Annotated in this window: 26 protein-coding genes; 19 read left to right on the forward strand and 7 right to left on the reverse strand. The window is 60.6% G+C overall.

The genetic code is table 11. The features are described from left to right. The first annotated feature begins 48 nt into the window (after positions 1–48). Together ntrB and EEQ99_RS00660 are read left to right on the forward strand one after the other, a co-directional pair. Positions 49–942: a nitrate ABC transporter permease gene (gene ntrB, locus EEQ99_RS00655; RefSeq protein WP_025570515.1), complete on the forward strand. Its 894-nt coding sequence runs from the start codon at positions 49–51 to the stop codon at positions 940–942. An 11-nt stretch (positions 943–953) separates the two neighbouring features. Continuing rightward, positions 954–1,751, forward strand: coding sequence for an ABC transporter ATP-binding protein (locus EEQ99_RS00660; protein WP_025570514.1), 798 nt, complete (start codon positions 954–956; stop codon positions 1,749–1,751). Between the two features lie 87 nt (positions 1,752–1,838). On the opposite strand, the gene EEQ99_RS00665 is transcribed toward EEQ99_RS00660, so the two are convergent. Beyond that, entirely contained in the window at positions 1,839–2,513 is a 675-nt protein-coding gene (locus EEQ99_RS00665; RefSeq protein WP_025570068.1) for a GntR family transcriptional regulator, read from the reverse strand. Positions 2,514–2,852: 339 nt separating this feature from the next. Here EEQ99_RS00665 and EEQ99_RS00675 point away from each other — a divergent pair, with 339 nt between their 5' ends. Genes EEQ99_RS00675 through EEQ99_RS00710 form a run of 8 tightly spaced genes read left to right on the forward strand, consistent with a single transcriptional unit; the run spans position 2,853 to position 10,357 of the window. Next, complete coding sequence (locus tag EEQ99_RS00675) at positions 2,853–3,980, forward strand: BMP family ABC transporter substrate-binding protein (protein WP_025570118.1); 1,128 nt, start codon at positions 2,853–2,855, stop codon at positions 3,978–3,980. A 20-nt stretch (positions 3,981–4,000) separates the two neighbouring features. Continuing rightward, a complete protein-coding gene (locus EEQ99_RS00680; RefSeq protein ID WP_097622433.1) occupies positions 4,001–5,128 on the forward strand; it encodes an ABC transporter permease in 1,128 nt (375 codons plus the stop codon). Beyond that, the gene (locus tag EEQ99_RS00685) at positions 5,128–6,054 is read left to right on the forward strand and encodes an ABC transporter permease (protein ID WP_025570114.1); all 927 of its coding nucleotides are present in this window, start codon (positions 5,128–5,130) and stop codon (positions 6,052–6,054) included. The genes EEQ99_RS00680 and EEQ99_RS00685 overlap by 1 nt, the downstream gene beginning before the upstream one ends. A 12-nt stretch (positions 6,055–6,066) precedes the next feature. Continuing rightward, positions 6,067–7,083: a formamidase gene (locus EEQ99_RS00690; protein ID WP_097622434.1), complete on the forward strand. Its 1,017-nt coding sequence runs from the start codon at positions 6,067–6,069 to the stop codon at positions 7,081–7,083. 11 nt (positions 7,084–7,094) lie between these two features. Next, positions 7,095–7,796, forward strand: a complete 702-nt coding sequence (biuH, locus tag EEQ99_RS00695; RefSeq protein WP_025570110.1) for a biuret amidohydrolase — start codon at positions 7,095–7,097, stop codon at positions 7,794–7,796. Beyond that, positions 7,793–9,343: an ABC transporter ATP-binding protein gene (locus tag EEQ99_RS00700; protein ID WP_097622435.1), complete on the forward strand. Its 1,551-nt coding sequence runs from the start codon at positions 7,793–7,795 to the stop codon at positions 9,341–9,343. The genes biuH and EEQ99_RS00700 overlap by 4 nt, the downstream gene beginning before the upstream one ends. Continuing rightward, positions 9,343–10,011, forward strand: coding sequence for a cysteine hydrolase family protein (locus EEQ99_RS00705; RefSeq protein WP_025570106.1), 669 nt, complete (start codon positions 9,343–9,345; stop codon positions 10,009–10,011). Before EEQ99_RS00700 ends, EEQ99_RS00705 begins: the two co-directional genes overlap by 1 nt. After that, complete coding sequence (locus tag EEQ99_RS00710) at positions 10,004–10,357, forward strand: cupin domain-containing protein (protein ID WP_097596054.1); 354 nt, start codon at positions 10,004–10,006, stop codon at positions 10,355–10,357. The genes EEQ99_RS00705 and EEQ99_RS00710 overlap by 8 nt, the downstream gene beginning before the upstream one ends. Before the next feature lie 51 nt (positions 10,358–10,408). On the opposite strand, the gene EEQ99_RS00715 is transcribed toward EEQ99_RS00710, so the two are convergent. From EEQ99_RS00715 to EEQ99_RS00730, 4 genes are all read right to left on the reverse strand, one after another. Continuing rightward, on the reverse strand, positions 10,409–11,200 hold the full coding sequence (locus EEQ99_RS00715; protein WP_025570103.1) for an amino acid ABC transporter ATP-binding protein: 792 nt from the start codon (positions 11,198–11,200) through the stop codon (positions 10,409–10,411). Further along, positions 11,197–11,865: an amino acid ABC transporter permease gene (locus tag EEQ99_RS00720; protein ID WP_025570102.1), complete on the reverse strand. Its 669-nt coding sequence runs from the start codon at positions 11,863–11,865 to the stop codon at positions 11,197–11,199. The genes EEQ99_RS00715 and EEQ99_RS00720 overlap by 4 nt, the downstream gene beginning before the upstream one ends. Then, complete coding sequence (locus tag EEQ99_RS00725) at positions 11,862–12,503, reverse strand: amino acid ABC transporter permease (protein WP_025570101.1); 642 nt, start codon at positions 12,501–12,503, stop codon at positions 11,862–11,864. The genes EEQ99_RS00720 and EEQ99_RS00725 overlap by 4 nt, the downstream gene beginning before the upstream one ends. Before the next feature lie 96 nt (positions 12,504–12,599). Beyond that, complete coding sequence (locus EEQ99_RS00730; RefSeq protein WP_025570099.1) at positions 12,600–13,427, reverse strand: transporter substrate-binding domain-containing protein; 828 nt, start codon at positions 13,425–13,427, stop codon at positions 12,600–12,602. A gap of 234 nt (positions 13,428–13,661) precedes the next feature. On the opposite strand from EEQ99_RS00730, the gene EEQ99_RS00735 reads away from it, so the two are divergent. The 4 genes from EEQ99_RS00735 to EEQ99_RS00750 all read left to right on the forward strand — a co-directional run bounded on the left by EEQ99_RS00735 (position 13,662) and on the right by EEQ99_RS00750 (position 17,336). Beyond that, positions 13,662–14,369 carry a histidine utilization transcriptional repressor HutC gene (locus tag EEQ99_RS00735; RefSeq protein WP_097622437.1) on the forward strand — a complete coding sequence of 236 codons (708 nt, stop codon included), beginning with the start codon at positions 13,662–13,664 and terminating at the stop codon, positions 14,367–14,369. Between the two features lie 28 nt (positions 14,370–14,397). After that, entirely contained in the window at positions 14,398–15,336 is a 939-nt protein-coding gene (locus EEQ99_RS00740; protein ID WP_127429862.1) for a LysR family transcriptional regulator, read from the forward strand. Between the two features lie 111 nt (positions 15,337–15,447). Further along, a complete protein-coding gene (locus tag EEQ99_RS00745) occupies positions 15,448–16,803 on the forward strand; it encodes an LLM class flavin-dependent oxidoreductase (protein ID WP_127429863.1) in 1,356 nt (451 codons plus the stop codon). Further along, positions 16,800–17,336: a flavin reductase family protein gene (locus EEQ99_RS00750; RefSeq protein ID WP_047614579.1), complete on the forward strand. Its 537-nt coding sequence runs from the start codon at positions 16,800–16,802 to the stop codon at positions 17,334–17,336. Before EEQ99_RS00745 ends, EEQ99_RS00750 begins: the two co-directional genes overlap by 4 nt. Here the strand turns inward: EEQ99_RS00750 and EEQ99_RS00755 are convergent. Continuing rightward, the gene (locus EEQ99_RS00755; RefSeq protein WP_097622440.1) at positions 17,316–18,479 is read right to left on the reverse strand and encodes an aminotransferase; all 1,164 of its coding nucleotides are present in this window, start codon (positions 18,477–18,479) and stop codon (positions 17,316–17,318) included. The two genes, EEQ99_RS00750 and EEQ99_RS00755, sit on opposite strands and share 21 nt — an antisense overlap. A gap of 96 nt (positions 18,480–18,575) precedes the next feature. On the opposite strand from EEQ99_RS00755, the gene speB reads away from it, so the two are divergent. After that, complete coding sequence (gene speB, locus EEQ99_RS00760; protein ID WP_097622441.1) at positions 18,576–19,631, forward strand: agmatinase; 1,056 nt, start codon at positions 18,576–18,578, stop codon at positions 19,629–19,631. A gap of 67 nt (positions 19,632–19,698) precedes the next feature. Here the strand turns inward: speB and EEQ99_RS00765 are convergent, their stop codons facing one another. Continuing rightward, positions 19,699–20,658, reverse strand: a complete 960-nt coding sequence (locus tag EEQ99_RS00765; protein ID WP_047614585.1) for an HD-GYP domain-containing protein — start codon at positions 20,656–20,658, stop codon at positions 19,699–19,701. A 457-nt stretch (positions 20,659–21,115) separates the two neighbouring features. Here EEQ99_RS00765 and EEQ99_RS00770 point away from each other — a divergent pair, with 457 nt between their 5' ends. The 4 genes from EEQ99_RS00770 (at position 21,116) to EEQ99_RS00785 (ending at position 25,612) form a co-directional block, all read left to right on the forward strand. After that, a complete protein-coding gene (locus EEQ99_RS00770; protein WP_097596057.1) occupies positions 21,116–22,651 on the forward strand; it encodes a sensor histidine kinase in 1,536 nt (511 codons plus the stop codon). 166 nt (positions 22,652–22,817) lie between these two features. Then, a complete protein-coding gene (locus EEQ99_RS00775) occupies positions 22,818–23,141 on the forward strand; it encodes an antibiotic biosynthesis monooxygenase family protein (protein WP_097622442.1) in 324 nt (107 codons plus the stop codon). Between the two features lie 144 nt (positions 23,142–23,285). Continuing rightward, positions 23,286–24,296, forward strand: coding sequence for a LacI family DNA-binding transcriptional regulator (locus EEQ99_RS00780; protein WP_097622443.1), 1,011 nt, complete (start codon positions 23,286–23,288; stop codon positions 24,294–24,296). 41 nt (positions 24,297–24,337) lie between these two features. Next, on the forward strand, positions 24,338–25,612 hold the full coding sequence (locus tag EEQ99_RS00785; protein WP_097596073.1) for an ABC transporter substrate-binding protein: 1,275 nt from the start codon (positions 24,338–24,340) through the stop codon (positions 25,610–25,612). Positions 25,613–25,638 lie beyond the last annotated feature (26 nt).

A 25,638-nucleotide genomic window follows, 5' to 3' on the forward strand; every position in this document is an offset into this window, starting at 1 on the left:
GGCGCGCGATCGGCGCGCCGGCCTTTCATTCGTATGAGGAGCGCGTCGATGTCCGCCCTGGCAAATAAACAAAATCCCTCCACGGTCGCCTCTGCCAAGCCGGCGGCAAAGGTTCTGCCATTTTCCGGCAAGCATGGATCGCGGATCGATTTTCGTCGAGCGGCGCTGACCGCACTTCGCAATGTCGTTCCGCCGGCCGTGGTGCTGGCGCTCATCCTGCTCGTCTGGCAGGTGCTCTGTTCATCGACGGATGCGTCCTTGCCCTCGCCGCATCAGGTCTGGCAGGAGAGCTACGACCTGATCGCCTATCCGTTCTTCAACTACGGCTCCCAGGATATCGGGCTTGGCTGGCGCGTGCTCGTTTCGCTGCAGCGCGTCGTGTATGGCTTTGGCCTTGCCGCAGTCGCCGGCGTCATCATCGGGGCGATCATCGGTCAGTCGATCTGGGCGATGCGCGGCCTCGATCCGATCTTCCAGGTGCTGCGCACGGTCCCGCCGCTCGCCTGGCTGCCGCTGTCGCTGGCAGCCTTCCAGGATTCCAATCCTTCGGCAATCTTCGTGATCTTCATCACGTCGATCTGGCCTGTCATCATCAACACCGCCGTCGGCGTCCGCAATATCCCGCAGGACTACCGCAACGTCGCCGAAGTGCTGCGCCTCAACCAGTTCGAGTTTTTCTGGAAGATCATGCTGCCTTCGGCAGCGCCCTATATCTTCACCGGCCTCAGGATCGGCGTCGGCCTCTCCTGGCTCGCCATCGTCGCGGCCGAAATGCTGACGGGCGGCGTCGGCATCGGCTTCTTCATCTGGGACGCATGGAACTCGTCGCGCCTTCCGGACATCATCGTCGCGCTCGCCTATATCGGCATCGTCGGCTTCGCCCTTGACAAGCTGGTGGCTGCGCTCGGCAAACTCGTCACCCGCGGCGCCATGGCCAACTGAGGAACGCACCTATGAACGCCTATCTCAAACTCGACCATATCGACAAACATTTCGATCGGGGCGGCGTGCGCGCCGAGGTGCTGAAGGACATCAACCTGACGATTTCCGAGGGTGAATTCGTCTCGATCATCGGCCATTCCGGCTGCGGCAAGTCTACCCTGCTCAACCTGATTGCCGGCCTGACTCCGGTATCCGCAGGCGCCGTGCTGCTTGAAAACCGCGAGGTCAACGAACCGGGTCCGGAACGCGCCGTCGTCTTCCAGAACCATTCGCTGCTGCCCTGGCTGACGGTCTACGAGAACGTCAATCTCGCCGTCACCAAGGTCTTCAGCCGAACAAAGACCAAGGCCGAGCGGCACGACTGGGTCATGGCCAACCTCGACCTCGTGCAGATGGCGCATGCCAGGGATAAGCGGCCTTCGGAAATATCAGGGGGCATGAAACAGCGCGTCGGCATTGCCCGCGCGCTGTCAATGGAGCCGAAGATCCTGTTGCTGGACGAGCCTTTCGGCGCGCTCGACGCGCTGACCCGCGCCCATCTTCAGGACGCGGTGATGGAAATCCACGCCCGGCTTGGCAATACGATGGTGATGATCACCCATGACGTCGACGAAGCGGTATTGTTGTCCGATCGCATCGTCATGATGACCAATGGCCCGGCGGCCCGGATCGGTGAAGTGCTCGATGTGACCATGTCTCGTCCGCGCCATCGCATCGAACTCGCCTCCGACCGGACATATCTCAAATGCCGCGAGGCCGTGCTGAAGTTCCTCTACGAACGCCACCGTTTCGTCGAAGCCGCGGAGTAGACGCCGCGAAACAACTGGAGCGTTTGGTTGTCGGAGCCCTTTGTCTTGTAGCGGGGGCGGCGCTTGATTTCGGGCGCCGCGTCCTCTCTACTCCCCGGCCGTTGCAAATACCGCGCTGGCATCGCTGACAATTTCCACATGGGAATAGGCCGCCTGCCCCGCGGCCGCGGCGTCCGCGCGCATGATCGCGGTCACGATCCGGCCGTGCTCCTCATAGGATTTTGCCAAGCGCCCCGGCAAACGGAACTGTGCCCGTCGAAAAGGTGCCAGCCGCGCCCTGGTCTGCGTCACCATCTCGAAGACATGATCATTATGCGCACCTCGATAAAGCCGGGTGTGGAATTCGGTATTGTGAGCCGAATATTCCTCTTCGGCGCCGGCATGCACCAGCCTCACCGATGCCCGATGCTCCAACTCCAGCGCGCGCCGCTCATCGACCGTCATGCGCTCGGCCGACAGCCTGGCGCAGATTGCTTCAAGCTCCGCCATCGCCTCGAACATCGAATGCAGATAGGCCTCGGTGACATTGGTCACGAGGGCACTGCGGTTTGGCTCGCGGACGACCAATCCCATGGCGCCCAGCTCACGCAAGGCCTCGCGTACCGGCGTGCGCGAAACCTCGAAACGAACCGCGAGCGACACCTCGTCCAACTTCGCGCCCGGCAGGATTTCACCTGTGACGATCATGTCGGAAATCGCCCGCACCATCTGTTCGACGGTGGTTCCGGTGCGGATCACTTCTCTGCGCCTGGTCTGCTTCACAATACGAATCTGCTCACATCAACACTCTGCATACAGATGCCGTCCGAGACTCGATAAGTCAAATTGAGCAGGGAAGATATTGTTAAATTTTCGCTTTCTGATGAATAAGAGAGCTTGGCCTGCGCGAAGTATCAGCAATCACGCAGTCACGATGACCAAGAAATACCTGTTGATTACTTTTTGCGCAAGAAATCGATCAATCTGCATGCACTTTTCGGAGTGTGCATTTTGCAGAAACAAATAAATTATAAAAAACAATAGATTGATTTCTGGCACGCACATTGCATGCACTTTTCTGTACCCGTTCGAAACCGGCCCAGCGCCGCAAGGAGCATTCCGATGACCAAACTCCTTTCCATGAACCGCCGCAATTTCCTTCAGGCTTCCGCCGCCGGTGCGCTCGCCGGCGCCATGCCGGGCCTGATCGGCTCTCCAGCCGCAGCCCAGACCGCGCTGACCGTCGGCTTCATCTATGTCGGCCCCAAAGACGACTACGGCTACAACCAGGCGCATGCGGAAGGTGCCGCCGTGGTCAAGGCGCTGCCGGGCGTGACGCTGGTCGAAGAAGAGAATGTGCCGGAAACCGTCGATGTCCAGAAGACCATGGAGTCGATGATCAATCTCGACGGTGCGACCCTGCTCTTTCCGACCTCCTTCGGCTATTTCGATCCCCACATGCTGGCCATGGCCGCCAAATATCCCGATATCCAGTTCCGCCATTGCGGCGGCCTCTGGCAGGAAGGCAAGAACCCCGCCAATACCGGCTCCTATTTCGGCTATATCTTCCAGGGCCAGTATCTGAACGGCATCGCCGCCGGTCATGCGACGAAAAGCAAAAAGATCGGCTTCGTCGCCGCTAAGCCGATCCCGCAGGTTCTGCAGAACATCAACGCCTTCCTGCTTGGCGCGCGCACGGTCGATCCCGCTATCACCTGCCAGGTGATCTTCACCGGTGAATGGTCGCTCGCCGTCAAGGAAGCCGAAGCCACCAATGCGCTGGTCGATCAGGGCGCCGACGTCATCACCTGCCACGTCGACAGCCCCAAAGTGGTCGTCGAGACGGCGGCCGGCCGCGGCGCCTTCGTCTGCGGCTATCACGCCAATCAGAGCCCACTTGCTCCCGAAAAATACCTCACCGGCGCCGAATGGGCCTGGGGCAACGTCTACAGCGATTTCGTCAAGAAGGCGCAGGCCGGCGAAAAGCTCGGCAACTTCGTGCGCGGCGGCCTGAAGGACGGCTTCGTGAAGATGAGCGCGCTTGGCCCCGCCGTGTCGGCGGAGGGCCGCAAGGCTTTCGAAGCCACGCAGGCGGAGATGATGAAGGGCGGCTTCTCGGTCTTCAAGGGCCCGTTGAAGGACAATAAGGGCGACACCGTCGTGGCTGCCGACAAGAGCTACGCCGAAGATGCGATCGAGCTCGAGAGCATGAATTACCTGGTTGAGGGCGTCGTCGGGTCCACGGCGTAAACCGCGAAGGGAGAAGCGCCATGACCATCGAGGCCAATGATCCCGCACTCGCCATCGCGGAAAAACCGGCTTCGCTGCGCCCCGTCCTCGAATGGATCGCGCGGCGAGCCGAACCTGTCGTCATCGGCCTTGCGGCCATACTGATCGGTCTTGCGCTCTTCTCCCTCTTCATCCTGGCGGTCGGCAAGTCGCCGGTCACCCTCTTCCAACTGATGTATACCGGCGGCTTCGGCAGCTGGTTTTCGGTGCAGAACAGCTTAAGCCGCGCCGCACCCCTTCTCCTGACGGCGCTCTGCGTCGCCCTGCCCGCCCGTCTCGGCCTCGTCATCATCGGCGGGGAAGGAGCGGTCGTGCTGGGCGGCGTTGCGGCCGCAGCCATGGCTCTGCCGCTTGCCGGCACCGCGCCTGTCTTCCTCACCCTCATTCTGATGGCGATCGCCGCCATGTTGGTCGGCGGCATCTGGATCGGCCTTGCCGGTTTCCTGCGCCACTACCGCGGCGTCAACGAAACCATCTCGTCGCTGCTGCTATCCTATATCGCCATTGCCCTGATGAACCAGTTCGTCGAAGGGATGCTCCGCGATCCTGCAAGCCTCAACAAGCCGTCGACCAGGCCGTTGCCGGCGGACTATATGCTCGGCAAGATTCCCGGCATGGACGTGCATTGGGGTCTCGTCATCGGCATCCTCGCCTGCATTGTGTCCTGGATCGTGATCGAGGCGACGAGCTACGGTTTTGCCGCCCGCATCGCCGGCGGCAACGTGCGCGCCGCCCAGATCCAGGGACTTCCTGTGGGCAAACTGATCGCGGGATTTACCGCACTTGCCGGCAGCTTTGCCGGTCTGGCGGGCATGATTGAAGTGGCGGCGGTGCAGGGAAGCGCCAACGCCTCGCTTGCCGCCGGCTACGGTTATACCGGCATCCTCGTCGCCTTCCTCGCCAGGCACAATCCGCTGGCGATCATTCCGGTCGCGATCCTGCTCGGCGGCATCGACGCCTCGGGCGGCCTCATCCAGCGGCGCATGGGCCTGCCGGATGCGACGGTTCTGGTGCTGCAGGGGACGCTCTTCATCGTCATTCTCTTCTGCGAGACCTTCTACGGCCGCTTCAAGATCTTCAATCCCGACCTCTGGAAAAGGAGCCTCTGATGGAAGAGACAGGCATCGGCATCTGGGGCGTGCCGCTGGCGATCTTCGCAGGCGCCATCCGCGTGTCCACACCATTCATTTTCGTCAGCCTCGGCGAGACGATCACCGAGCGCTCCGGCCGCATCAATCTCGGCCTGGAAGGCACGCTGGTCTTCGGCGCCATGACGGCCTATGCGGTGGCCGTCATCACCGGCTCGCCGACCCTCGGCGTGCTCGCCGCCATGGCGGCGGGCGCAGTCTTCGGCCTCATCCACGGCTGGATCTGCAAATTCCCGAAGGTCAACGACATCGCCATCGGCATCGCGATGATGCAGTTCGGTCTCGGCATGGCGTTTTTCCTCGGCAAATCCTTCATCCAGCCGGTGGCGCCGAAACTGCCCTCGATTGCGCTCGGCGGCTGGTCGAGCACTCCGCAGATCCAGGCGGCACTCAATATCAACGTGCTGTTCTTCATCGGCGCAGCGCTGGCTCTCTTCCTGTTCTGGGCCTTCAAGAACACTCGCATCGGCCTGATCCTGCGCGTTGTCGGCGACAGCACCGACGCGGCCCGAGCCATGGGCATCGACCCGGACCGGGTTCGCCTGCTGGCGACCGCCGCTGGCGGCTCGCTGGCGGCGATCGGCGGCGCCTATCTGTCGCTCTACTATCCGGGCTCGTGGAACGAAGGCATCTCGTCGGGTCAGGGCCTGATGGCCGTGGCGCTCGTGATCTTTGCCCGCTGGAACCCGATCGGCTGCTTTCTCGCTGCCCTGCTTTTCGGCGGCGCCGGCGCGCTCGGCCCGGCGCTGCAATCGGTCGGCGTCACGCAAGGCTACTACCTCTTCTACGCGGCACCTTACGTGCTTACCCTCATCATCCTGATCGCCACGTCCTCGCCCACCCGCTCGCTCGCCGGTGCGCCGGGTGCGCTGTCGCTTACGAAATAACGGAGCTTGCCGATGAACGGACTTGGCGGCCTCAACAAATCCGAACACGGTGTGGGTATCGGCCTGGTACAACTCCAGCTGCCGGTGACGGTCACCAAAGCGGATCTGGCAAAACAGACGCAGGTGATCGTCGATCTGGTGGCCAAAGCGCGGCGCAACCAGCCGGGCATGGACCTCGTCGTCTTTCCCGAATATGCGCTGCACGGCCTCTCCATGGACATCAATCCGGAGATCATGTGCACGCTCGACGGGCCGGAGGTCGCGGCCTTCAGGAAGGCTTGCAGGGACAATGCGATCTGGGGCTGCTTCTCGATCATGGAGCTGAACCCTGGCGGCATGCCCTACAATTCCGGCATCGTCATCGACGATCAAGGCGAGTTGAAGCTCTATTACCGCAAGATGCATCCCTGGATCCCCGTCGAGCCCTGGGAGCCCGGCGATCTTGGCATCCCTGTCATCGAAGGCCCGCGAGGCGCCAGGCTCGCACTGATCATCTGCCATGACGGCATGTTCCCGGAGATGGCGCGCGAATGCGCCTATAAGGGCGCCGAAATCATGATCCGCACAGCCGGCTACACGGCGCCGATCCGCGAGGCCTGGCGCTTCACCAACCAGGCCAATGCCTTCTGCAACCTGATGATCACCGCCAATGTCTGTATGTGCGGCTCGGACGGCACGTTCGATTCCATGGGTGAAGGCATGATCTGCAATTTCGACGGCACGATCATCGCCCACGGCACCTCCGGCCGCGTCAACGAGATCATCACCGCCGAGGTGCGTCCTGACCTGGTGCGCGAGGCCCGGCTCGGCTGGGGCGTGGAGAACAATATCTACCAGTTCGGCCATCGCGGTTATGTCGCCGTCGCCGGCGGCGCGCAGGATGCGCCCTACACCTACATGCACGACCTCGTCGCCGGCAAATACCGCCTGCCATGGGAAGACGAGATAAAGGTCAAGGACGGCACGTCCTGCGGATTTGACAAGCCGATGCGCCGCTACGGCGAACCCCTCAAACCTGCCGCGGAATAGGAGAGAGAATGATGGACGCGATGGTCGAAACCGAAGGGCATTTTATCGACGCCGATCCGTATCCGTGGCCCTATAACGGCGCTCTAAGGCCTGATAACACCGCCCTTATCATCATCGACATGCAGACGGATTTCTGCGGCAAGGGCGGCTATGTCGACCATATGGGCTACGACCTGTCGCTGGTGCAGGCGCCGATCGAACCGATCAAACGCGTGCTTGCCGCTATGCGGGCCAAGGGCTACCACATTATCCACACCCGCGAGGGCCATCGTCCCGACCTCGCCGATCTGCCGGCCAACAAACGCTGGCGCTCGCAGCGGATCGGCGCCGGTATCGGCGATCCCGGCCCCTGCGGCCGCATCCTGACGCGGGGCGAACCCGGCTGGGACATCATCCCCGAACTCTACCCGGTCGAAGGCGAGACGATCATCGACAAGCCCGGCAAGGGTTCGTTCTGCGCCACCGACCTCGAACTCATCCTCAACCGGAAGCGCATCGAGAACATCATCCTCACCGGCATCACCACCGATGTCTGCGTCTCGACGACGATGCGCGAGGCGAACGACCGCGGCTACGAATGCCTGCTGCTGGAGGACTGCTGCGGCGCGACCGACTACGGAAACCACCTCGCCGCCATCAAGATGGTGAAGATGCAGGGCGGCGTCTTCGGCGCCGTCTCCAATTCCGAAACCTTTGTGAGCCAGCTGCCATGAGCACCGTTCGCGACACGCCCCTCCCCAAGGCCGGCAAGGCGGTCGGTATCGATACGCTCGGGATGACCATGCGCTTCGGTTCGTTCACCGCGCTCGACAACGTCTCGATGGCCGTTCCGGCCGGCTCTTTCCACGCCCTTCTCGGCGAAAACGGCGCCGGCAAGTCGACACTGGTCAAATGCATCATGGGTTTCTATCACGCGACCTCAGGTTCGCTGTCGGTCGACGGCCGCGAGGTGGCGGTCGCCTCCCCCAAGGATGCCGCAGCCTATGGGCTCGGCATGGTCTACCAGCATTTCACCCTGGTTCCCTCTCTGACTGGCGCGGAAAACCTGGTCATCAGCCGCACCGAAGTCCCCGCGGTGATCAACTGGGCCAAGGAGCGCAAGGACCTGGCGGGTTTCATGGAGCGCATGCCGTTCAAGATCCCGCTCGACAGGCCGGTAAGTGAACTTGCCGCCGGCGAAAAACAGAAGCTCGAAATCGTCAAGCAGCTCTATCTCGGCCGCTCCTTCCTCGTGCTCGACGAGCCGACTTCGGTGCTGACGCCGGCCGAAGCCGACGAGATGCTCGGCATCGTGCGCGGAATGACCGAGCGCGGCGAACTCACCGTGCTGATGATTTCCCACAAGTTCCACGAGGTGACGAAGTTCGCCGATGCCGTCTCGATCCTGCGGCGCGGCAAGCTGGTCGGCACCGGCAAGGTCGGCGAACTCTCCACCGCCGAGATGGCGGCGATGATGATCGGCGACGTCAAGCTCGCCGAGCTCGACAGCCGCCTGCCGGTGGCCGAAGCGGCAAGACCGGTGCTGACCGTCAGCCAGGTGAAGGCCCCCGATCGCTCCGGCCTGAAGACGATCGAGATCGACGCGCTGACGGTCCGCTCCGGCGAGATCGTTGGCATTGCCGGCATATCGGGCAACGGCCAGAAGGAGCTGACGGAGATTCTCGCCGGCCAGCGCCCGACCGATACCGGTGAGGTCATGGTCAATGGCGAGGCTTACGGCGCCACCCGTGACGAGACCCGCAAGAACAAGGTGCGTTTCATCCCCGAAGAGCCGTTGCAGAATGCCTGCGCGCCCAAGATGAGCGTGAGCGAGAACCTTGCGTTTCGCACCTTCGACTTGAAGCCGGACGGCAAGGACGCGATCTGGCTGAACAGGGGCGGCATGAAGAAGCGCGCCTCGGCGCTGATCTCCGATTTCAAGGTCAAGACCGCCTCTTCCTCCTCGCCGATCGCAGCGCTTTCGGGCGGCAACGTGCAGCGGGCGGTGCTCGCCCGCGAACTGACCGGCGATGTCGATCTGCTGATCGTCTCGAACCCCTGTTTCGGTCTGGATTTCTCGGCCGTTGCCGAAATCCGCGCCCGCATCATGAAGGCACGCAATTTGGGTGCCGCCGTGCTGCTGCTGTCCGAAGACCTCGACGAACTGCTCGAGATGTCCGACCGCATCATGGTCATTTCGGAAGGCAAGCTGGTTTACGAAACACCGGCACGCTCGGCCGATATCGGCGTGATCGGCGCCCACATGGCGGGACATCATTGATGGTGAAGATCAAGGCCGAACCTTTTGCCTTTCCGGTGAAGCACGACGAGCTCGCCCTCATCGTCATCGACATGCAGCGCGATTTCGCCGAGCCCGGCGGTTTCGGTGCAAGCCTCGGCAACGATGTCAGCCGCATCACCAGGATCGTTCCCGATGTCAAACGCCTCATCCAGGGCTTCCGCAATGCCGGCCTGCCTGTGATCCATACGATGGAGTGCCATCGGCCGGACCTTTCCGACCTGCCGCCGGCCAAACGCGACCGCGGCAATCCTGCGCTCAGGATCGGCGACGAAGGCCCGATGGGCCGCATCCTGATCTCGGGCGAGCCCGGCACGGCAATCCTGCCGGAACTCGCGCCCGTGAAGGGCGAAGTCGTCATCGAAAAACCCGGTAAGGGCGCCTTTTACGCCACCGAACTCGGCACCGTGCTGCAGCAGAAGGGTATCAAACAACTCGTCTTTGCCGGCGTTACCACCGAAGTCTGCGTGCAGACGACGATGCGTGAAGCAAACGACCGCGGTTATGAGTGCCTGCTCGCCGAGGAGGCGACGGAAAGCTATTTCCCGGAATTCAAAGCCGCAGCCATCGCCATGATCCGCGCTCAGGGCGCGATCGTCGGCTGGACCGCCCATGTCGACGACATACTGGAAAGCATTATCCATGCCTGACACGACCCGCGAACTGCTGACCTCGGGCGGCTGGAAGGCGCTGGAATTCGGCCCTTTTCGCGACGCGGTCACCATTCACTGGATCCGGCCCTTCGAGGGCGATCAGCCGGGCGTGGCGCTGTTGAAATATGAGCCTGGCGCCTCCGTTCCCCGTCATCGTCACGAGGGGCTCGAGACCATCCTGGTGCTCGATGGCGTTCAATCCGACGAGACGGGCGATTACTCCAGCGGCAGTTATATCGTCAATGCGCCGGGCAGCGAACACTCGGTCTGGAGTGACCCCGGCTGTGTCGTTCTCATCCAGTGGGACCGGCCCGTGAAGATACTCGAAGACGATATTGCCTGAACCCGACGTCGGAATTGGAGGTCTTTCCGACGATCAGGAAGGACATGAACGTCAGAGCAGCATCGAGGCTCCGCGATCGATATAGGTGTCCAGGAACTGTTCGAGCCGGGGGTTTCTCGGCCGTTTGAAGACGTCCTGCGGCGGGCCGGTGAACAGCACCTTGCCGTGATCGAGAAAGACGATCTGCTGGCCGACCGTCGCGGCAAATCCGATCTCGTGGGAAACGACGACCATCGTCATGCCCTCGGCGGCGAGATCGCGCATGACGTTCAGCACTTCGCCGGTCAGCTCGGGATCGAGCGATGAGGTCGGCTCGTCAAACAGCATGATCTTCGGGTTGAGGGCGAGTGCCCGGGCGATGGCGACGCGTTGCTGCTGACCTCCGGAAAGCTGCGACGGATAGTGCCCTGCCCTGGCCTCGAGGCCGACCTTGACGAGCTGGGCCATGGCCCGCTCCTCTGCATCCCTACGGCTCATCTTGTGAACGGTCTTCAGCGCTTCGCTGACATTGCCGAGCGCCGTCATATGCGGCCAGAGATTGAACTGCTGAAAAACCATCCCGATCTGCGATCGTATCCGCCGGTTCGCCGCCGCCGGCACCCGCTCACGGACGCCTTTGGCGTTTTCCGTAAAGCCAAGCACCTCGCCATTGATGGCGATCGTCCCCTTCGTCGATTCCTCGAGAAAGGCCATGCAGCGCAGCAACGTACTCTTGCCGGAGCCGGACGGGCCGATGACGCAGGAAACCTGTCCCTGCACGATATCGAGGTCGATGCCGTGCAACACGGTGGAACCGCCGAACGTCTTGACGAGATTTTTGACTGCGATCGCAGGAACGCTCATATGTTGAAAAACCTGAATCTGGAGAGTTTCGTTTCGGCGAGATGACCGAGCCAGCCGGTGATTTCGACGAGCGCCCAATAGAATAGGGCAAGCACGAAGAGCGCCTCGACGAAGGCATATTGCTGCGAGCCGATCGCACTCAGCGTCGCCGTCAATTCCGGCACGGTGATGATGGACAGCACGGCCGTCTCCTTCATGAGGATGATCGTCATGTTGATCGAAGGCGGCAGCACCAGCATGGTCATCTCCGGCAGCAATATGCGCCGGATGATCTGCCCTTGTGTCAGGCCGACGCACAGGCCGGCCTCGATATGTCCCTTCGGGACGGCGGCAAAACCCGAGCGGAAGATCTCGCTGAAATAAGCCGCGCCGTAGATGGAAAGGCCGATGATGCCGGCCGGGATCGGATCGAGTGACAAGCCGACGAAGGGCCCGCCGTAGTAGACGAGGAATATCTGGATGAGGAAGGGCGTGCCGCGCAGCACCGCAATGACAATGCCGAACGCCTTGTCCGGGATGACGCCGCCAAAACGTCTGGCAACGGCGATAAGGAAGCCGAGCGCAGCAGCGACTGGCGTGGTGACGATCCAGATGAGGAGGGTAAGCCATGCACCGCTGACGATATCGGGCAGGTTGTTGAAAATCACATTGATGTCGAAGGTCATCGCGGCACTCCCGGCAGGGAGCGTTCGATCAGGCCGCCCGCAAGGGCGACGATCCAATTGATGACGAAATAGATCAGCCCTGCGGACGCGAAAATCTCGAGCGGCAGGAAGGTGCTGCCGGCAAGGTCCTGGGCCATGCGCGTCAGCTCGATGACCCCGACGACCGAGACCAGCGACGACGCCTTCAGGATAAGGATCGCTTCGTTGACGAGCGCCGGGAAAGTCAGGCGCAGGGCGATCGGGGCCTTGATCCGGCGGAAGATCTGAACGGGAGTCATGCCGACCATTTCGGCAGACTCGACAAGACCCATGGGAACGCTGGCAAAACCGCCACGCAGATTTTCAGCCTGATAGGCTGCCGTACACAGCGAAAGACCAACGACGGCCGCAACGATACTCGGCACGTTGAGGCCAATCGCCGGCAGCAGGTTATAGATCAGCAGCAGTTGCACCAGCAGCGGCACGCCACGAAAAAAACTGATGAAAATTTGCGCCGGCAGGACGAAGAGCTGCTGTCGCGACAGCAGCATGGCGGAAATAACGATCGCGATCGCAAAGCCGATCAGGATAGAAACCACGCTGATCGTTACCGTGTAGATCGACGCTTGCAGAAGCAGTTCGAAAAGTTTGATGGACATGGGCGGTGTTTGCCTGGCGCTGCGGCCGTGAGCTCTGATGCCACGGCAGATTGCGCCCCGACCATTGGCGGGGCGCGTTCGTTCACCGGTGGCTCATCAGAATGCCGGATCCTTGACAGCATCAGGCGTATCGAAAGACGCACCAAACCACTTCTTCTGCAGCTCCGCCATGCGTCCATCTGCCTTGATCTTGAGCATCGCGGCATCGATCGCATCCATCAGGGGCGCATGATCGGCATCCTTGAGGCCGATAAAGCCGAAATAAGACTTCTTGCCGAATGGCGGCAGAACGACTTCGAACGTGCCCTTTCGCTGGCTGGCGACGAAGGCGATATTCGGTAGCGAATTGGCAACGCCGGCAATACGGCCGGCGGCGAGATCGGCGTAGGATTCGGTAAAGGCGGGATATTCACGCACGTCAACTTTGGTCGGCAGGGTGGCGGAGAACTCCTTCAACTGGTCGAGCTGAGCGGTTGCCTTGCCGACACCGATCGTCTTGCCGGCAATATCCTCCGGCTTGCTGATCGTCGTATCGCCAGCCTTCTTCAAAATGGCAATCGTCGCTTCGGCGATCGGCGGCGTGAAGCGATAGCGCTCCAAGCGCTTCTTGGTAATTGTTGCAGGACCTGCGACGACATCGAATTTGCCGGCCTCGAGCGCGGGGAAGACACCGTCCCAGGGAAGGGCGACCCACTCGATCTTGACGCCGAGTTCCTTGCCGATCTCGGCAAAGAGGTCGACGTTCAAGCCCGTATGTTCCCCGGCATCGATATAATCGAACGGGGCAAAAGCTGTTTCGGTGCCAACCTTGAGGGTGCCGGCTGCCTTGACGGCCGCAAGCGTGTCGGCTGCGTGGGCGGAAACGGCTGCTCCGATGAGGAACGCAGCGCCGACCAGACCCTTCAGCAGTGAATTTGCCTTCATGATCATCTCTCCAGTTTTCATTCCCCCGGTGGAGGAGTTTTGGTTCTCGACTTCGATTTCCTCTGCGCGGATTTCTATGCTCCGCTTTTGACTATACAAATAGATATAGGCGGGCCTAGAGTGTCAATGTAAAAGACGAGGAACGCAAAATTTGTGCCGGGCGGCAGCGATCTGCACCGGCGCGACCCGACCGTTCCGGAACTTATGATCGTTGACGCCGGATGAGGTGCGGACTTGGTATCGATTTACCAGCGTATTTTTACGGATATCGAGACGAAGATCATCAGCGGCATTTGGCGGCCGGGTGACTGCATTCCCGTCGAGCGCGAACTCGTGGCGCAATATCAATGCTCGCGCATGACGGTCAGCAAGGCGCTGTCGGCGCTGGCCGAGCGCGGCATGATCGTCAGAAGGCGCAAGACCGGTTCGTTCGTCGCCTCCCCCCAGATCGACCGCACGGTGATGGATATCCAGGATATCAGCACCGAGGCGGAACTGGCCGGGCACGAACACCACTTCGAAATCCTCGCCCGCAAGATCGAGCGCCTCGGAGAGGTGGAAGCGCAGCAGCTGTCGGAAGCTGCCGATGCAGAAGTCCTCAGGCTTCAATGCCTGCATATCGTCGACGGCAGACCGAATGCCATCGAGCGGCGCATCATCATGCTTGATGCCGTCCCGCGGGCGAGAGAAGAAAGCTTTGCCTCGACTCCCCCCGGCAAATGGCTGCTGCAGGAGGTTCCCTGGTCCAAGGCCAAACATGTCATTCGTGCCGTTTCGGCCGATAGTGCGACCGCCCGAATCCTGCAGACAGAGAAAGGCGAGGCCTGCCTTAGCCTCGTCCGCCAGACCTGGCAGAATGGCCGCACGGTGACTTATGTCGAGTTTGTCCATCCAGGCGACCGGTTCCAGTTTGCGGGGACCTTTCATCCGATGGCAAATTGAGTGGCGCAAATCACGAGAGGCTCTGCAAGTGACCGATGAGCGCTTCAAGACGATCCCGCTGAAGAGTTTGCAAGCCTTCGAGGCCGTGGGGCGCTGCGGCGGCGTGACGGCTGCGGCACTGGAGCTCAAGGTTTCGCCAGGGGCCATCAGCCAGCAGATTCGCAAGATCGAGAGCTTTCTGGGAGTTTCACTTCTGGAGCGCAGCGGACGAACCGTCGAGTTGACCGCCTGGGGCCGGCTCTATCATCAGGAGATATCGAAGGGGTTCGAGCAATTTGCGCGCGCCGAACAACTGCTGGAAAAGGCGCGCAATGAGACGGCACTGGTCCTCAGTGCGCTGTCCTCTGTCGTCAACAAATGGATCGGCAGGCGCATCTTCGACTGGCAGGCCCTTCATCCCGACGTGCAGGTGAGAATCATCGGACGCGACAAAGAGCCCCGGATCGGCTTCGATGATGTCGATTTCCGCGTGAGCTATGGGTCGGACGTGCTGCAGCACGAACATTATACCGAACTGTTTCGGGATTGGGTCGTGCCGGCCTGCTCGCCGGCGCTGATGCAGGATCGCGCGCATGCGGCTCGCGATCTCTTCGAACAGCCCTTGCTGCATGTCGAGTGGGAACGACACTTCACTCCCTATCCCAGCTGGGCGGAGTTTGCCGCCAAGGCCGGCATTTCCTTCGATGCGTCGACATCAGGCCTCTCTTTCACCCTGTCGAGCAGTGCGATTGACGCGGCCGTCAACAAACGCGGCGTCGTGCTGGCGCAAATGTCGATGATATCAGATGAGCTCGCGGCGCAAACGCTCGTCATTCCGGTCGACATACGCATTGCACTGCGTGAAAGCTATTTCCTCGCCTGGGATCGTGCGGCGTTGCAGAAGCCCCATGGGCGCGAATTCCGCGATTGGCTCATCGCTATTTCCCGTCAGCAGGCCGTGGCATCGGCACCCAAGCCAATGCTTTAGAAAAACTAAAATGGAACCCAGCTGGGCGATATTGATGAAAATTTGCGCTGGGCGATAATTCGCTCAGTCGCCCTGCGTTGGCGGCATGACCCGACAAAGCAGGAGAGCTCAATGGCGCACACCGACAAGATGAAACTCGGGACTTTCGTCTATACCTTCGGCTTTCATCCTGCCTCCTGGCTGCATCCGGCAAGCGACGTCAAGGGCGCCAACGACTTCGCCCATCTGCTCGATGTCGCCAAACGATCCCAAGCGGCGAAATTCGATTTCATGTTCATGGCGGATTCCCCCGCCGCTGCCGTCGGCGACGCCAATGCGCTTGCCCGCATTCCGACCAAGATGAACCGTTTCGAACCCCTCTCGCTGCTTTCGGCTCTGGCGGTCACCACCAGCGATCTCGGTCTCGTGGCGACCGTCTCGACCAGTTACTACGAGCCATACAATGTCGCGCGTCTGTTCGCCTCGATCGACCATCTGAGCCAGGGCCGCGTCTGCTGGAACGTCGTCACGTCAGATCACGACGAAACCGGCTACAACTTCAACCGCGAGGGGCTCGACCCGCATGCTCTACGCTATGAGCGCGGCAACGAATTCGTCGATGTCGTGTTCGGTCTTTGGGACAGCTTCGAGGAAGGCGCACTGCTTCTCGACCGTGAAAACGGTGTCTATTATGACAAGGACAAGCACCATACGCTCAATCACAAAGGTAAGCACTTCCAGGTTCGCGGCCCCCTCAACATCGCGCGAACGCCCCAGGGCCGCCCCGTCATCGCCCAGGCGGGCGGTTCGGAACCCGGAATAGACATGGCGGCGCGAACCGCCGAGATCGTCTTCAGCCTCGCATCGAATATCGAGCGTAACCGGGCCTTCTACGAAAACGTCAAGCGCCGGATGCCGGCCTATGGACGCGATCCGGACGATCTGAAAATCATGCCGGGCATCGTGATCAATGTCGGTGAAACCGAGGCCGAGGCAAAGGCCAAGGTCGATTATCTGATCGACAAGATGCATCCGGATGTCGGCCGATTGATGCTCTCCGAATTCCTGGAAGCGGACCTGCACGACGTCGCTCTCGACAAGCCCTTCCCTATGGATCGGCTGCCGGCGGCGCCGAAGGGGTCACGCGCTCTGTTCGACGAGCTGGTCGATTTCGTGAAAGGCGGCCACACCGTCGGCGAACTCATCCGGCACTATGCCGAGAAACATACTGGAAATGGCATCACGGGCACGCCGTCCCAGATTGCCGACTTCATGGAGGAATGGTTCGAGACGCGCGCCGCCGACGGCTTCATCCTGATGTTTCCGACCTTGCCGTCGAGTCTCGACGACTTCGTGCGGCTGGTCCTGCCCGAGCTTCGCCGCCGCGGGCTGTTCCGCGAGGAATACGAGGGCAAGACCTTGCGTGAAAACCTCGGTCTTTCAATGCCTGTAAACCGCTTTGCCAAAACGAAAGAGTCAGCCCGATGAGTGCCGAGGCTTTGATCAGCGAGGCGGACTTCAAGCTTTCGATGCGTCATCTGGCAGGGGCGGTCAGCGTGATTACGGTCGGCGACGGGCAAGACCGCACCGGCTTCACCGCAACCTCGGTGTCCTCGCTTTCGGCGGCGTTGCCTTCCGTCATCGTCAGTGTCAACCGCGCGTCTTCCTCATGGCCGGCGCTGCAGCGGTACGGCTGCTTCTGTGTCAACGTGCTCGCCGCCGACCAGCAGCAGGTGGCCCAATCCTTTGCCGGTCTCGACGGGCGAAAAGGCGCCGAACGTTACGGCGACGCGGGATGGTATCGCCTCAAGACGGGTGCCGCCGCCCTTGAAAATGCCCTGACGGTCCTGGACTGCAAGCTCGAAACCGCATTCCACTACAATTCTCATGCGATTTTGGTCGGACATGTCTGCGCTATCGAAATCCGGCAGGACATGGGACCCCTGCTTTACTGGCGCGGTGGCTATCATCAACTTCCGGCGGAGGCCGATCGCAGCGGTCTAGCGAAGGCGCTCGGATAATAATCCGATCGAGGCCACATCCGCGTTGGCGAAGGCAAGTCTGAGGTAGCGCTCCTGTCCCTCCCCGAAATAGGCGCCGGGCAAACAAACTATGCCGGCTTCCCTGGCGAGCTTTTCGGCAACCTCTGAAGACGATCGATCGGCGTGGGGATGGCGGACAAAGGCAAAATAGGCGCCGATCGCTCCGATCTTCCAATCCGGCAGCCCGGAAAAGACCTGCCTCAACGCATCGGCCCGGCGGGCGATCTCCAGCCGATTGCCGGCCCGCCAATCGGCAAGCGCCGGGAGGGCCAATGCAACGGCGATCTGAGCCGAGCGCGGCGCGCAGATCTGCATATTGTCCATGACCTTGGCGATCTCGGCGATGAGCTTGGGGCCTGCCGTGATCGCACCCAGTCTATGACCGGGAATGCAGAAGGATTTCGAAAAACTGTAGAGAAGAACGAGCGTGTCCTCCCAGTCCGGCTCGGACAGCAAAGAGTGCGGCCGCCCATAATCCTCGCCAAGGAAATCGCGATAGGTTTCATCGAGGATCAGCCAGGCGCCATATTTCCGGCAGAGGACGAAAAGCTCGTGCAGCAGGCTTGGCGGATACACCGCTCCGGTGGGATTGTTGGGTGTTACGACGGCAAGCATCTTCGCGCCGGCCGCAAGTGCAGCCTCGGCCGAACGCGGATCGGGAAGGAACCCGCCGGCGGCGGCGCAATCGACCAATCGACGCCCGATGCCCAGCATCGACAGCGTTGTGTCGTGATTGAAATAAAAGGGATTGGTGAGCGCCACCGTATCGCCGGCGCCCGCAAGCGCGATCGCCGCACACATGAAGGCCTGATTGCAGCCGGCGGTGATATGGATATTGCCGGCGGAAAGCTCGGCGCCGTAAAGCTCGGCAAGGTGAGCCGCATAGGTCTTGCGCAACAGAGGTTCGCCCTCGATCGGCCCGTATCCGGTCATCGCCTGTTGACCGGCCGCCTCGGCCAGAAGACGAAGCATTTCCGGATGCGCGGGATAGCCGGGGACGGCTTGCGACAGATCGATGAGCGGTCCTTTTTCGCCCTTGTATTCGCGGCTCCAGGCGACGACCGAAGGAATAGGCGGGGCAGAGAGGCGGGCAACGAGGGAATTGGGTTTTGCAGCGATCATGTCGATTTCTCTTTGATACCGATTGCTACAACGATACCAATTGCTTTCTCAACCTCTTTGTCTGACGAGACGGACCTGAAGCGGAGACGCAAGCGCATGGTGTGGGACAAAACGCGGCTGGAACAACTGCGGGCAGAATTTGCGGACGCCAATGGCGGCGAGATCTTCGACGAGAAGTTTCGGAAAGTGGCGGAGAAGATCATCTCCAAGAACGGCACGAGACTGGCGCCCTATGCCGGAATACCGACTTTCCTCAGCGCGCCTTACATGCAGGTTGCGGCCGAGGATCCGGACTTCGGCAATCTCCAGGTTGCGATCACCGGCATCCCCATGGATCTTGGCGTCACCAATCGTCCAGGCTCGCGCTTCGGACCGAGAGCGCTTCGCGCTATCGAAAGGATCGGCCCCTACAATCACGTTCTCGCCACGGCGCCGGTCTTCGATCTTCGGGTCGCCGACATTGGCGACGTGCCGTTCCAGAGCCGTTACCGGCTGGAGCTCAGCCACGACGACATCGAAAAACGCGTCGGCCAGATCGTCGATGCCGGCGTTGCCCCGCTTTCCGTCGGAGGCGATCATTCCATCAGCCAACCGATTTTGAAGGCCATCGGTCGGCAGCAACCGGTCGGCCTCATTCACATCGATGCCCATTGCGACACAAGCGGCGCCTTCGATCAGACGAAGTTTCATCACGGCGGACCGTTCCGCAATGCGGTGCTGGACGGCGTGCTCGATCCGACAAGGACGATCCAGATCGGCATCCGGGGTTCGGCGGAATATTTGTGGGAATTCTCCTATGCGTCGGGAATGACGGTGATCCACGCAGAAGACATCAGCGGAATGGGGATTGCCGCTGTCATTGCCAAGGCAAAATCCATCGTCGGCGATGGCCCGACTTATCTTTCTTTCGACGTCGACAGCCTTGATCCGAGCTTTGCGCCCGGCACGGGCACGCCCGAGGTCGGTGGATTGACCACGCGTGAAGTCCTGGAACTGATACGCGGGCTGAAAGGGATCAACCTGGTGGGTGGGGACGTCGTCGAAGTCGCCCCGCAATATGACGCAACGACCAACACGGCCCACGCCGCAGCACAGGTGCTCTTCGAAATTCTGAGCCTCATGGTGTTTAGTCCGTCGATCGGCAAACGCTAAGGCCGACCTCTCGGTCAACTCTGGCAATTGGACGGATGGGCCACCGCGGCACCTTTTCGCGACATGCTTAGTGAAGCGTGCCGCTGATCACCATTTTTGACACGAACGCGGATAGCAGCTGGCTGTCAAAATGACCTGGCGAATTCATCATGATGTTGATCGCCTCAGCTTGTGAGAAAGCGCGCTTATACGGCCTGATTGTCGTCAGGGCTTCATACACGTCGCAGATGGCCGCGAGCCGGGCTACGTATGGGATATTCTTTCCCGCGAGCCGACTAGGATAGCCGGAGCCGTCGAATTTCTCGTGGTGATGGCGGCAAATGTCGAGCACCTGCTTGGGCACATCGGCGACATGAGAAACCAGCTCATATCCCCGCTGAGGATGCCCGCGAACGAGACTCATTTCCTCAGCCGTCAGCTTGCCGGGTTTCGTTAAAATTTCGTCGGGGAGCGCCATTTTTCCAAGATCATGAACCAGGCCGCCAAGTCCCAGTACCCGTACCTCCTCTTCACCATGACCGAGGCCGCGCCCGAGAGTGATCATCAACGCGCTAACCGCCAGCGAGTGGAGGAACGTCAACTCATCCTTGTCCTTCAGCCTCGCGATTGCGATGAGTGCACCGGCGTTGTCGAGGGCTGCAGACATGATCCTCTCCACAGCAGAGCTTGCCGCATCACTGGCAAAAGTGGCTTTGATCCTGGCGTCAGCCAGCATGTGGCGAATTTGCGGTCTCGTATCCTCTACGCATTGTCTCGCCTGCTTGATTTCCCGCGCCGAAAACACGGCGCGGAGCTGGGCGTCAAACGCAACCCGATCGATTTCCTGTGGCCCACCTGGTTCGACATCCGAGCCTTTTCTGACGTCAATGACGACAGTCATCAGGCGACGTGCCATCAAGCTCTCAACCTGACCGGCCGATGAGATCAGGAACGGTTTGAACCGGCGTGTCGTATCTTCTCCATGAATTTCAACATCCTCGACATACATTCCCACCCGCAATTGACTCACATGTATTCTTTTTCGCATTTCTAATCCGATTCAGAATGACCTTGGTATCAGCGTAGTGTCGGGTATCGGATGGTCCTGGCGCGGAAATCCCGCCATCCGGGGTCAAGAGGGGCTGAAGGCTCTCGCAGAGGTGTTATTGTTGCTGAGCCGCTGTCCATGCTCCCTACCAAACCGACTTTCAGATCAGGTTACGAGGTTGATTAGATTTTGATCGAATGGACGCCGGAAGCCGAGCTTCGCGTATGAAAGGTTTTCTCCACCATTCTGACTCCTTTTCGAAAGCAGTGAGATTGACCTGATGTCACGTCATTCTCTAAAGACTGTGAACATACAATCCTAAGTCGTACCCTTGAGAGCGCCGGAGCGTGAGCCGCATAATTTTCGAGAGTAAGAAATCAGCTTATCGGATATGGTTCGGAATGCGTTGCAATGTCCCCATCTGGCCGTCGCCGCACAATGGAATTTGGCGTAAGAGATGATCGGTGGCGATAAATATGTTGGCTCCGTAGGAAAAGCATCGCTCGCGATCATCGCGCTGATGTTTCTGTCGCTGATCACCCTCTTGTCGCTCTGGCTGGTATCCAGCTACGAGACAACTGTGCGCCGTGGCGACGAGCGTGTCAGCGCCGCTTCCAAAATCGTTGCAGCCAACGCGAACTGGTTGAATTCCCTTGCTCGTGAGACCCTGCACCGGATCGATGATACTCTGGGGCCGAGCACATCTTTGCCCGGCCCGGATCGCCTGCGCGATCTTGCCGCTGCCGTCAACGACCTCCCGCCTCTGGCGACTGCCTATGTCATCGGGGCCGACGGAAAAACGCTCTTCTCGAATGATCGCGATATCAAGCCGATCGACGTTAGAGACCGCGACTACTTCGTCCGGCTGAGAAACGGTGCCGACGAATATACATCTTCGCTGATCATCAGCCGCCTTAGCCAGCGGCAGATATTCGTCTTCAGCCGCAGGCTAGAACGAAACGGCGTGTTCGCCGGCGTCGCCGTGATTGCCTTCGACGCGAGCATTCTAAGGCCAATATGGGACGCAGTCGCGTTAGGCGAGAACTCGATCGTCAGCCTCATCAGACGCGACGGGCAACTTATCGCCCGATACCCGGAACCCGACGGACCGGTCGATATGCGAAACCACAAGCTGTTTACCGACTATATGAGGAAGGCGACATCAGGCACCTACCGCTCCGTGTCGCCAGTCGACCATGAGGATCGCTTGGTCGCATACCGGATCCTCGAACGCACCCCTTTTGTGGCCATTGCGTCGGCAGACATCCATGTAATCATGCAGCCCTTCTGGGAGGATGCCAAAATTGCGGCTTCGTTGATCGCCTTCGCCCTCATCGGAGCTTTGGCAGCCGCTTTGTGGATCCAGAATCTCATCAAGGTCGACACATTGCACACCAGGCAGCTTGCGGATGCGTTGCGGTCAAATGAAACGCTCATGCGGGAGATACATCACCGAGTGAAGAACAACCTGCAGACGGTGATGGCCCTGTTGCGCTTACAGGGTTTTGAGCAGGAAGCCGTTCAAAAACTAAATCAGCGCATTTCTGCGATGTCCGCCGTTCACGAGCAGATGTACGGCTTCGACCAGTTTAGCGGGATATCCGCGCGCGAATTCATTCCATCCTTCGTCAAGACGCTGGTCGACGTCCATGGTCGCGCCGTGTCCGTCGCCTTTGAAATCGACGACATCGTCATTGCTGCTGACAAGGCAACGCCGTTTGCCCTCCTGCTCAACGAGTTGATTGCCAACAGCATGAAATACGCGTTCGAGGGCCGAGAATCCGGAAATATTCGCGTCATGCTGCACGCGACAGAGGGAGAGCAATCCAGGCTGACCGTCGCAGATAACGGGATCGGATTCGACGGTCGATCGGACGAACCCGGAATGGGGACAAGGCTGATTAAAGCCTTTGTAAATCAACTGCATGGCGAGGCGGAATACTACCGCGAGGACGGGACGCAGTTTACGGCGACACTCAAGCTCACTGATTGAGCGAGCATCAACTCGATGCCTGCGTCCCTGCGCATGCAGGCCTTCTATGCCTGCTGCATCGGGGAACACTTTTCGTCGCGCTTGGGCGACCCATCTTCCAGAATGCACTGCCGCTGGTGCGCGATTTCCTCGACCGCAGCTTGTCAGATGTCACCGGGAGAAAGACATGACGAATGTTCCAAGCATAGCTCGCATCTGGCGCGCCCGCACGAAGCCGGAATTCGCTGACGAATATGAAGCCTACAACCGGGCAGTGGGAATTCCTCCCCTGTTAAAGACAGCGCTTGGCGTTCAACTGCTGCGCGAAGACCGTGAGGATGAGACGTGGTTCACGACAATTTCGTATTGGGCCGACATGGAATCGATGACCGCGTTTACGAAAGGCGATCCACAGCAGGTTCACCATTTGGAACGGGACGCAGAACTACTGTGCGAACTTCCCGAGCGTATCCAGATACACAAGATAGTGGTTCCGCCTAGGCTGCGTTGAGAAGACCCGCCCTTCGCATATCTCCGTGACGTCTCTGCTCATATGGAAAGATCATACGCATGACGTCGCCAAGAAATCCAAAACGTTTTGGCTTGACTCCCAAAACGTTTTGGAGAATCTTTTTCTCACTTCGGGAGGAAGACCTTGGCCAATCTCAAACAACTCGCGCAATCGCTGGGACTGTCGATCACCACTGTGTCGCGTGCGCTTGACGGTTATGCCGATGTGTCGGCGGCCACGCGCGAGCGGGTTCGCGAGGCTGCCGACAAGGTTGGTTACCGGCCGAATGCTTCGGCCCGCCGTCTGCGCAGGCAGCGCGCCGAACTGGTCGCCGTCACGCTGCCGAGCGATCCCGGCCATATCGGCCCTCCGCATTTCCTCGATATGTTGTCGGGCTGCGCCGAACATCTTGCTGCTGCCGGCCTCAATCTGGTGATTGCGCCGGTGCCGCGCGGCGAGAGCGAACTCGATATCTGCCGCCGCTTCGTCGATGGCCGGCGCGTCGACGCCATGCTTCTCGTCCGCACCAAGCGGAGGGACGAGCGCGTCGAATTCCTGCAGTCGCGCGGTATTCCCTTCGTTACCAACGGCCGCACCGAAAGCCTGCTGCCGCATCCGTTTATCGACGGTGACGGCTTTGCCGGTTTTCGGGCCGCGACGCTGCGTTTTCATGCCACCGGCCACCGCCGTATCGGCCATATCGCCGGCCCGCAGGAATATTATTTCGCACATGACCGCTGCTGCGGCTGGCGGGCGGCGATGGAGGAATGCGGCCTAGCCACCGACCTCTGCGCCGAAGGTGCGCCGTTGGAACAGGGCGGTTATCTCGCGGCGCTCGAACTACTGCGCCAGCCGTCGCGTCCGACCGCGCTCGTCTGCGCCACCGACGAAATGGCGATCGGGGCGCTGAGGGCACTGCGCGAGGTCGATGGCGGCAATCAGATCAGCATCGTCGGCCATGATGACCTGCCGATGGGCGCCTTTACCAGTCCTCCGCTCTCGACCATGCGCATGACCGGCGAAAATCTCGGCGCGAGCTTCGCCTCGCTGCTGTTGCGCGCCATTGCCGGGGAACCCGCCGAAGAACTCCAGGAGCTTCACGCGATCGAATTCGTCGATCGCGACAGCCATCGCCGTCCCCTGAAGGCGGCATAGACAGCAGTGCATCTCAAACAAAAACAATGAAGGAGGAGAAGATGAAACATATCATGTCATTTGGAATTCTGGCTTCCACCGTGCTGGCCTTCGCCTCGCCGGTGCTTGCCCAGACGGTGTTCGTGTCCACCCAGCTTCGCCCGATCGAGGAGGCGACGGTTGTGCGCGAGGAACTCCTGAAGGACGTCGGCGCGGTTGATTACGTGGTCGAAGAGCCGCCGCAGTTTGCTGTCCGCATGGAAGCCGAGCGCCAGGCCGGCAAGCGCACCGTCAGCCTCGTCGGCGCGCTGCATGGCGAGCTTTCGCCGCTCGCCGACAAGGACACGCTCGAACCGCTCGACGATCTCGCCACGAAGCTGGCAGCGAGCGGCATGCCGCAGTCGCTGCTCGATCTCGGCAAGCTCGGCAAGTCCACCCAGCAGTACATTCCGTGGATGCAGGCGACCTATGTGATGGCCGCCAAAAAGGAGGCGCTGCAATACCTGCCTGATGGCGCCGACGTAAACGCGCTGAACTATGACCAGTTGATCGCGTGGGGCAAGAATATGCAGGAGGCGACCGGCCAGCCGCAGATCGGCTTCCCGGCCGGCCCGAAGGGGCTGATGGCGCGGTACTTCCAGGGCTATTTCTATCCATCCTTCACAGGGGGTGTCGTGCGCACCTTCCAAAGTGCGGACGCCGCGGCCGGCTGGGAGAAGCTGAAGGCGCTATGGACCTATGTGACACCGAACTCGACCAGCTACGACTTCATGCAGGAGCCGCTGGCTGCCGGCGAAGTCATGGTCGCCTGGGACCATATCGCCCGACTGAAGAATGCCATTTCCGCCGCACCGGATGATTATGTGGTCTTCCCCGCTCCCGCGGGTCCCAAGGGCCGCGGCTACATGCCAGTCGTTGCTGGTCTCGCCATTCCGAAGGGCGCGCCTGACAAGGCCGGCGCAGAAAAAATCATCGAGCACCTTTCCATGCCGGAGACGCAGTTGCTGACCGCCTCCAAGGTCGGCTTCTTCCCGACCCTCAGCGTCAAGCTGCCGCCGGATCTCGATGCCGGCGTCGCGCTGCTCGCCGGGGCGGTCACGGCCACCCAGGCTTCCAAGGACGCGGTCATCTCGCTGCTGCCGGTCGGCCTCGGCGACAAGGGCGGCGAATTCAACAAGGTCTACATGGACAGTTTTCAGCGCATCGTGCTGCAGAACGAGCCCGTCGCAGACGTGCTGAAGGCCCAGGGCGCCACGATGGCCAAGCTGATGACCGACACAAAGGCTGCCTGCTGGGCTCCCGATGCCAAGAGCGACGGCCCCTGCCCGGTCGAATAAATCCGCCCGCGACGCGTCCGGGCGAA

The sequence above is a fragment of the Rhizobium anhuiense genome (assembly GCF_003985145.1).
In the GTDB taxonomy this organism is placed as follows: domain Bacteria; phylum Pseudomonadota; class Alphaproteobacteria; order Rhizobiales; family Rhizobiaceae; genus Rhizobium; species Rhizobium anhuiense.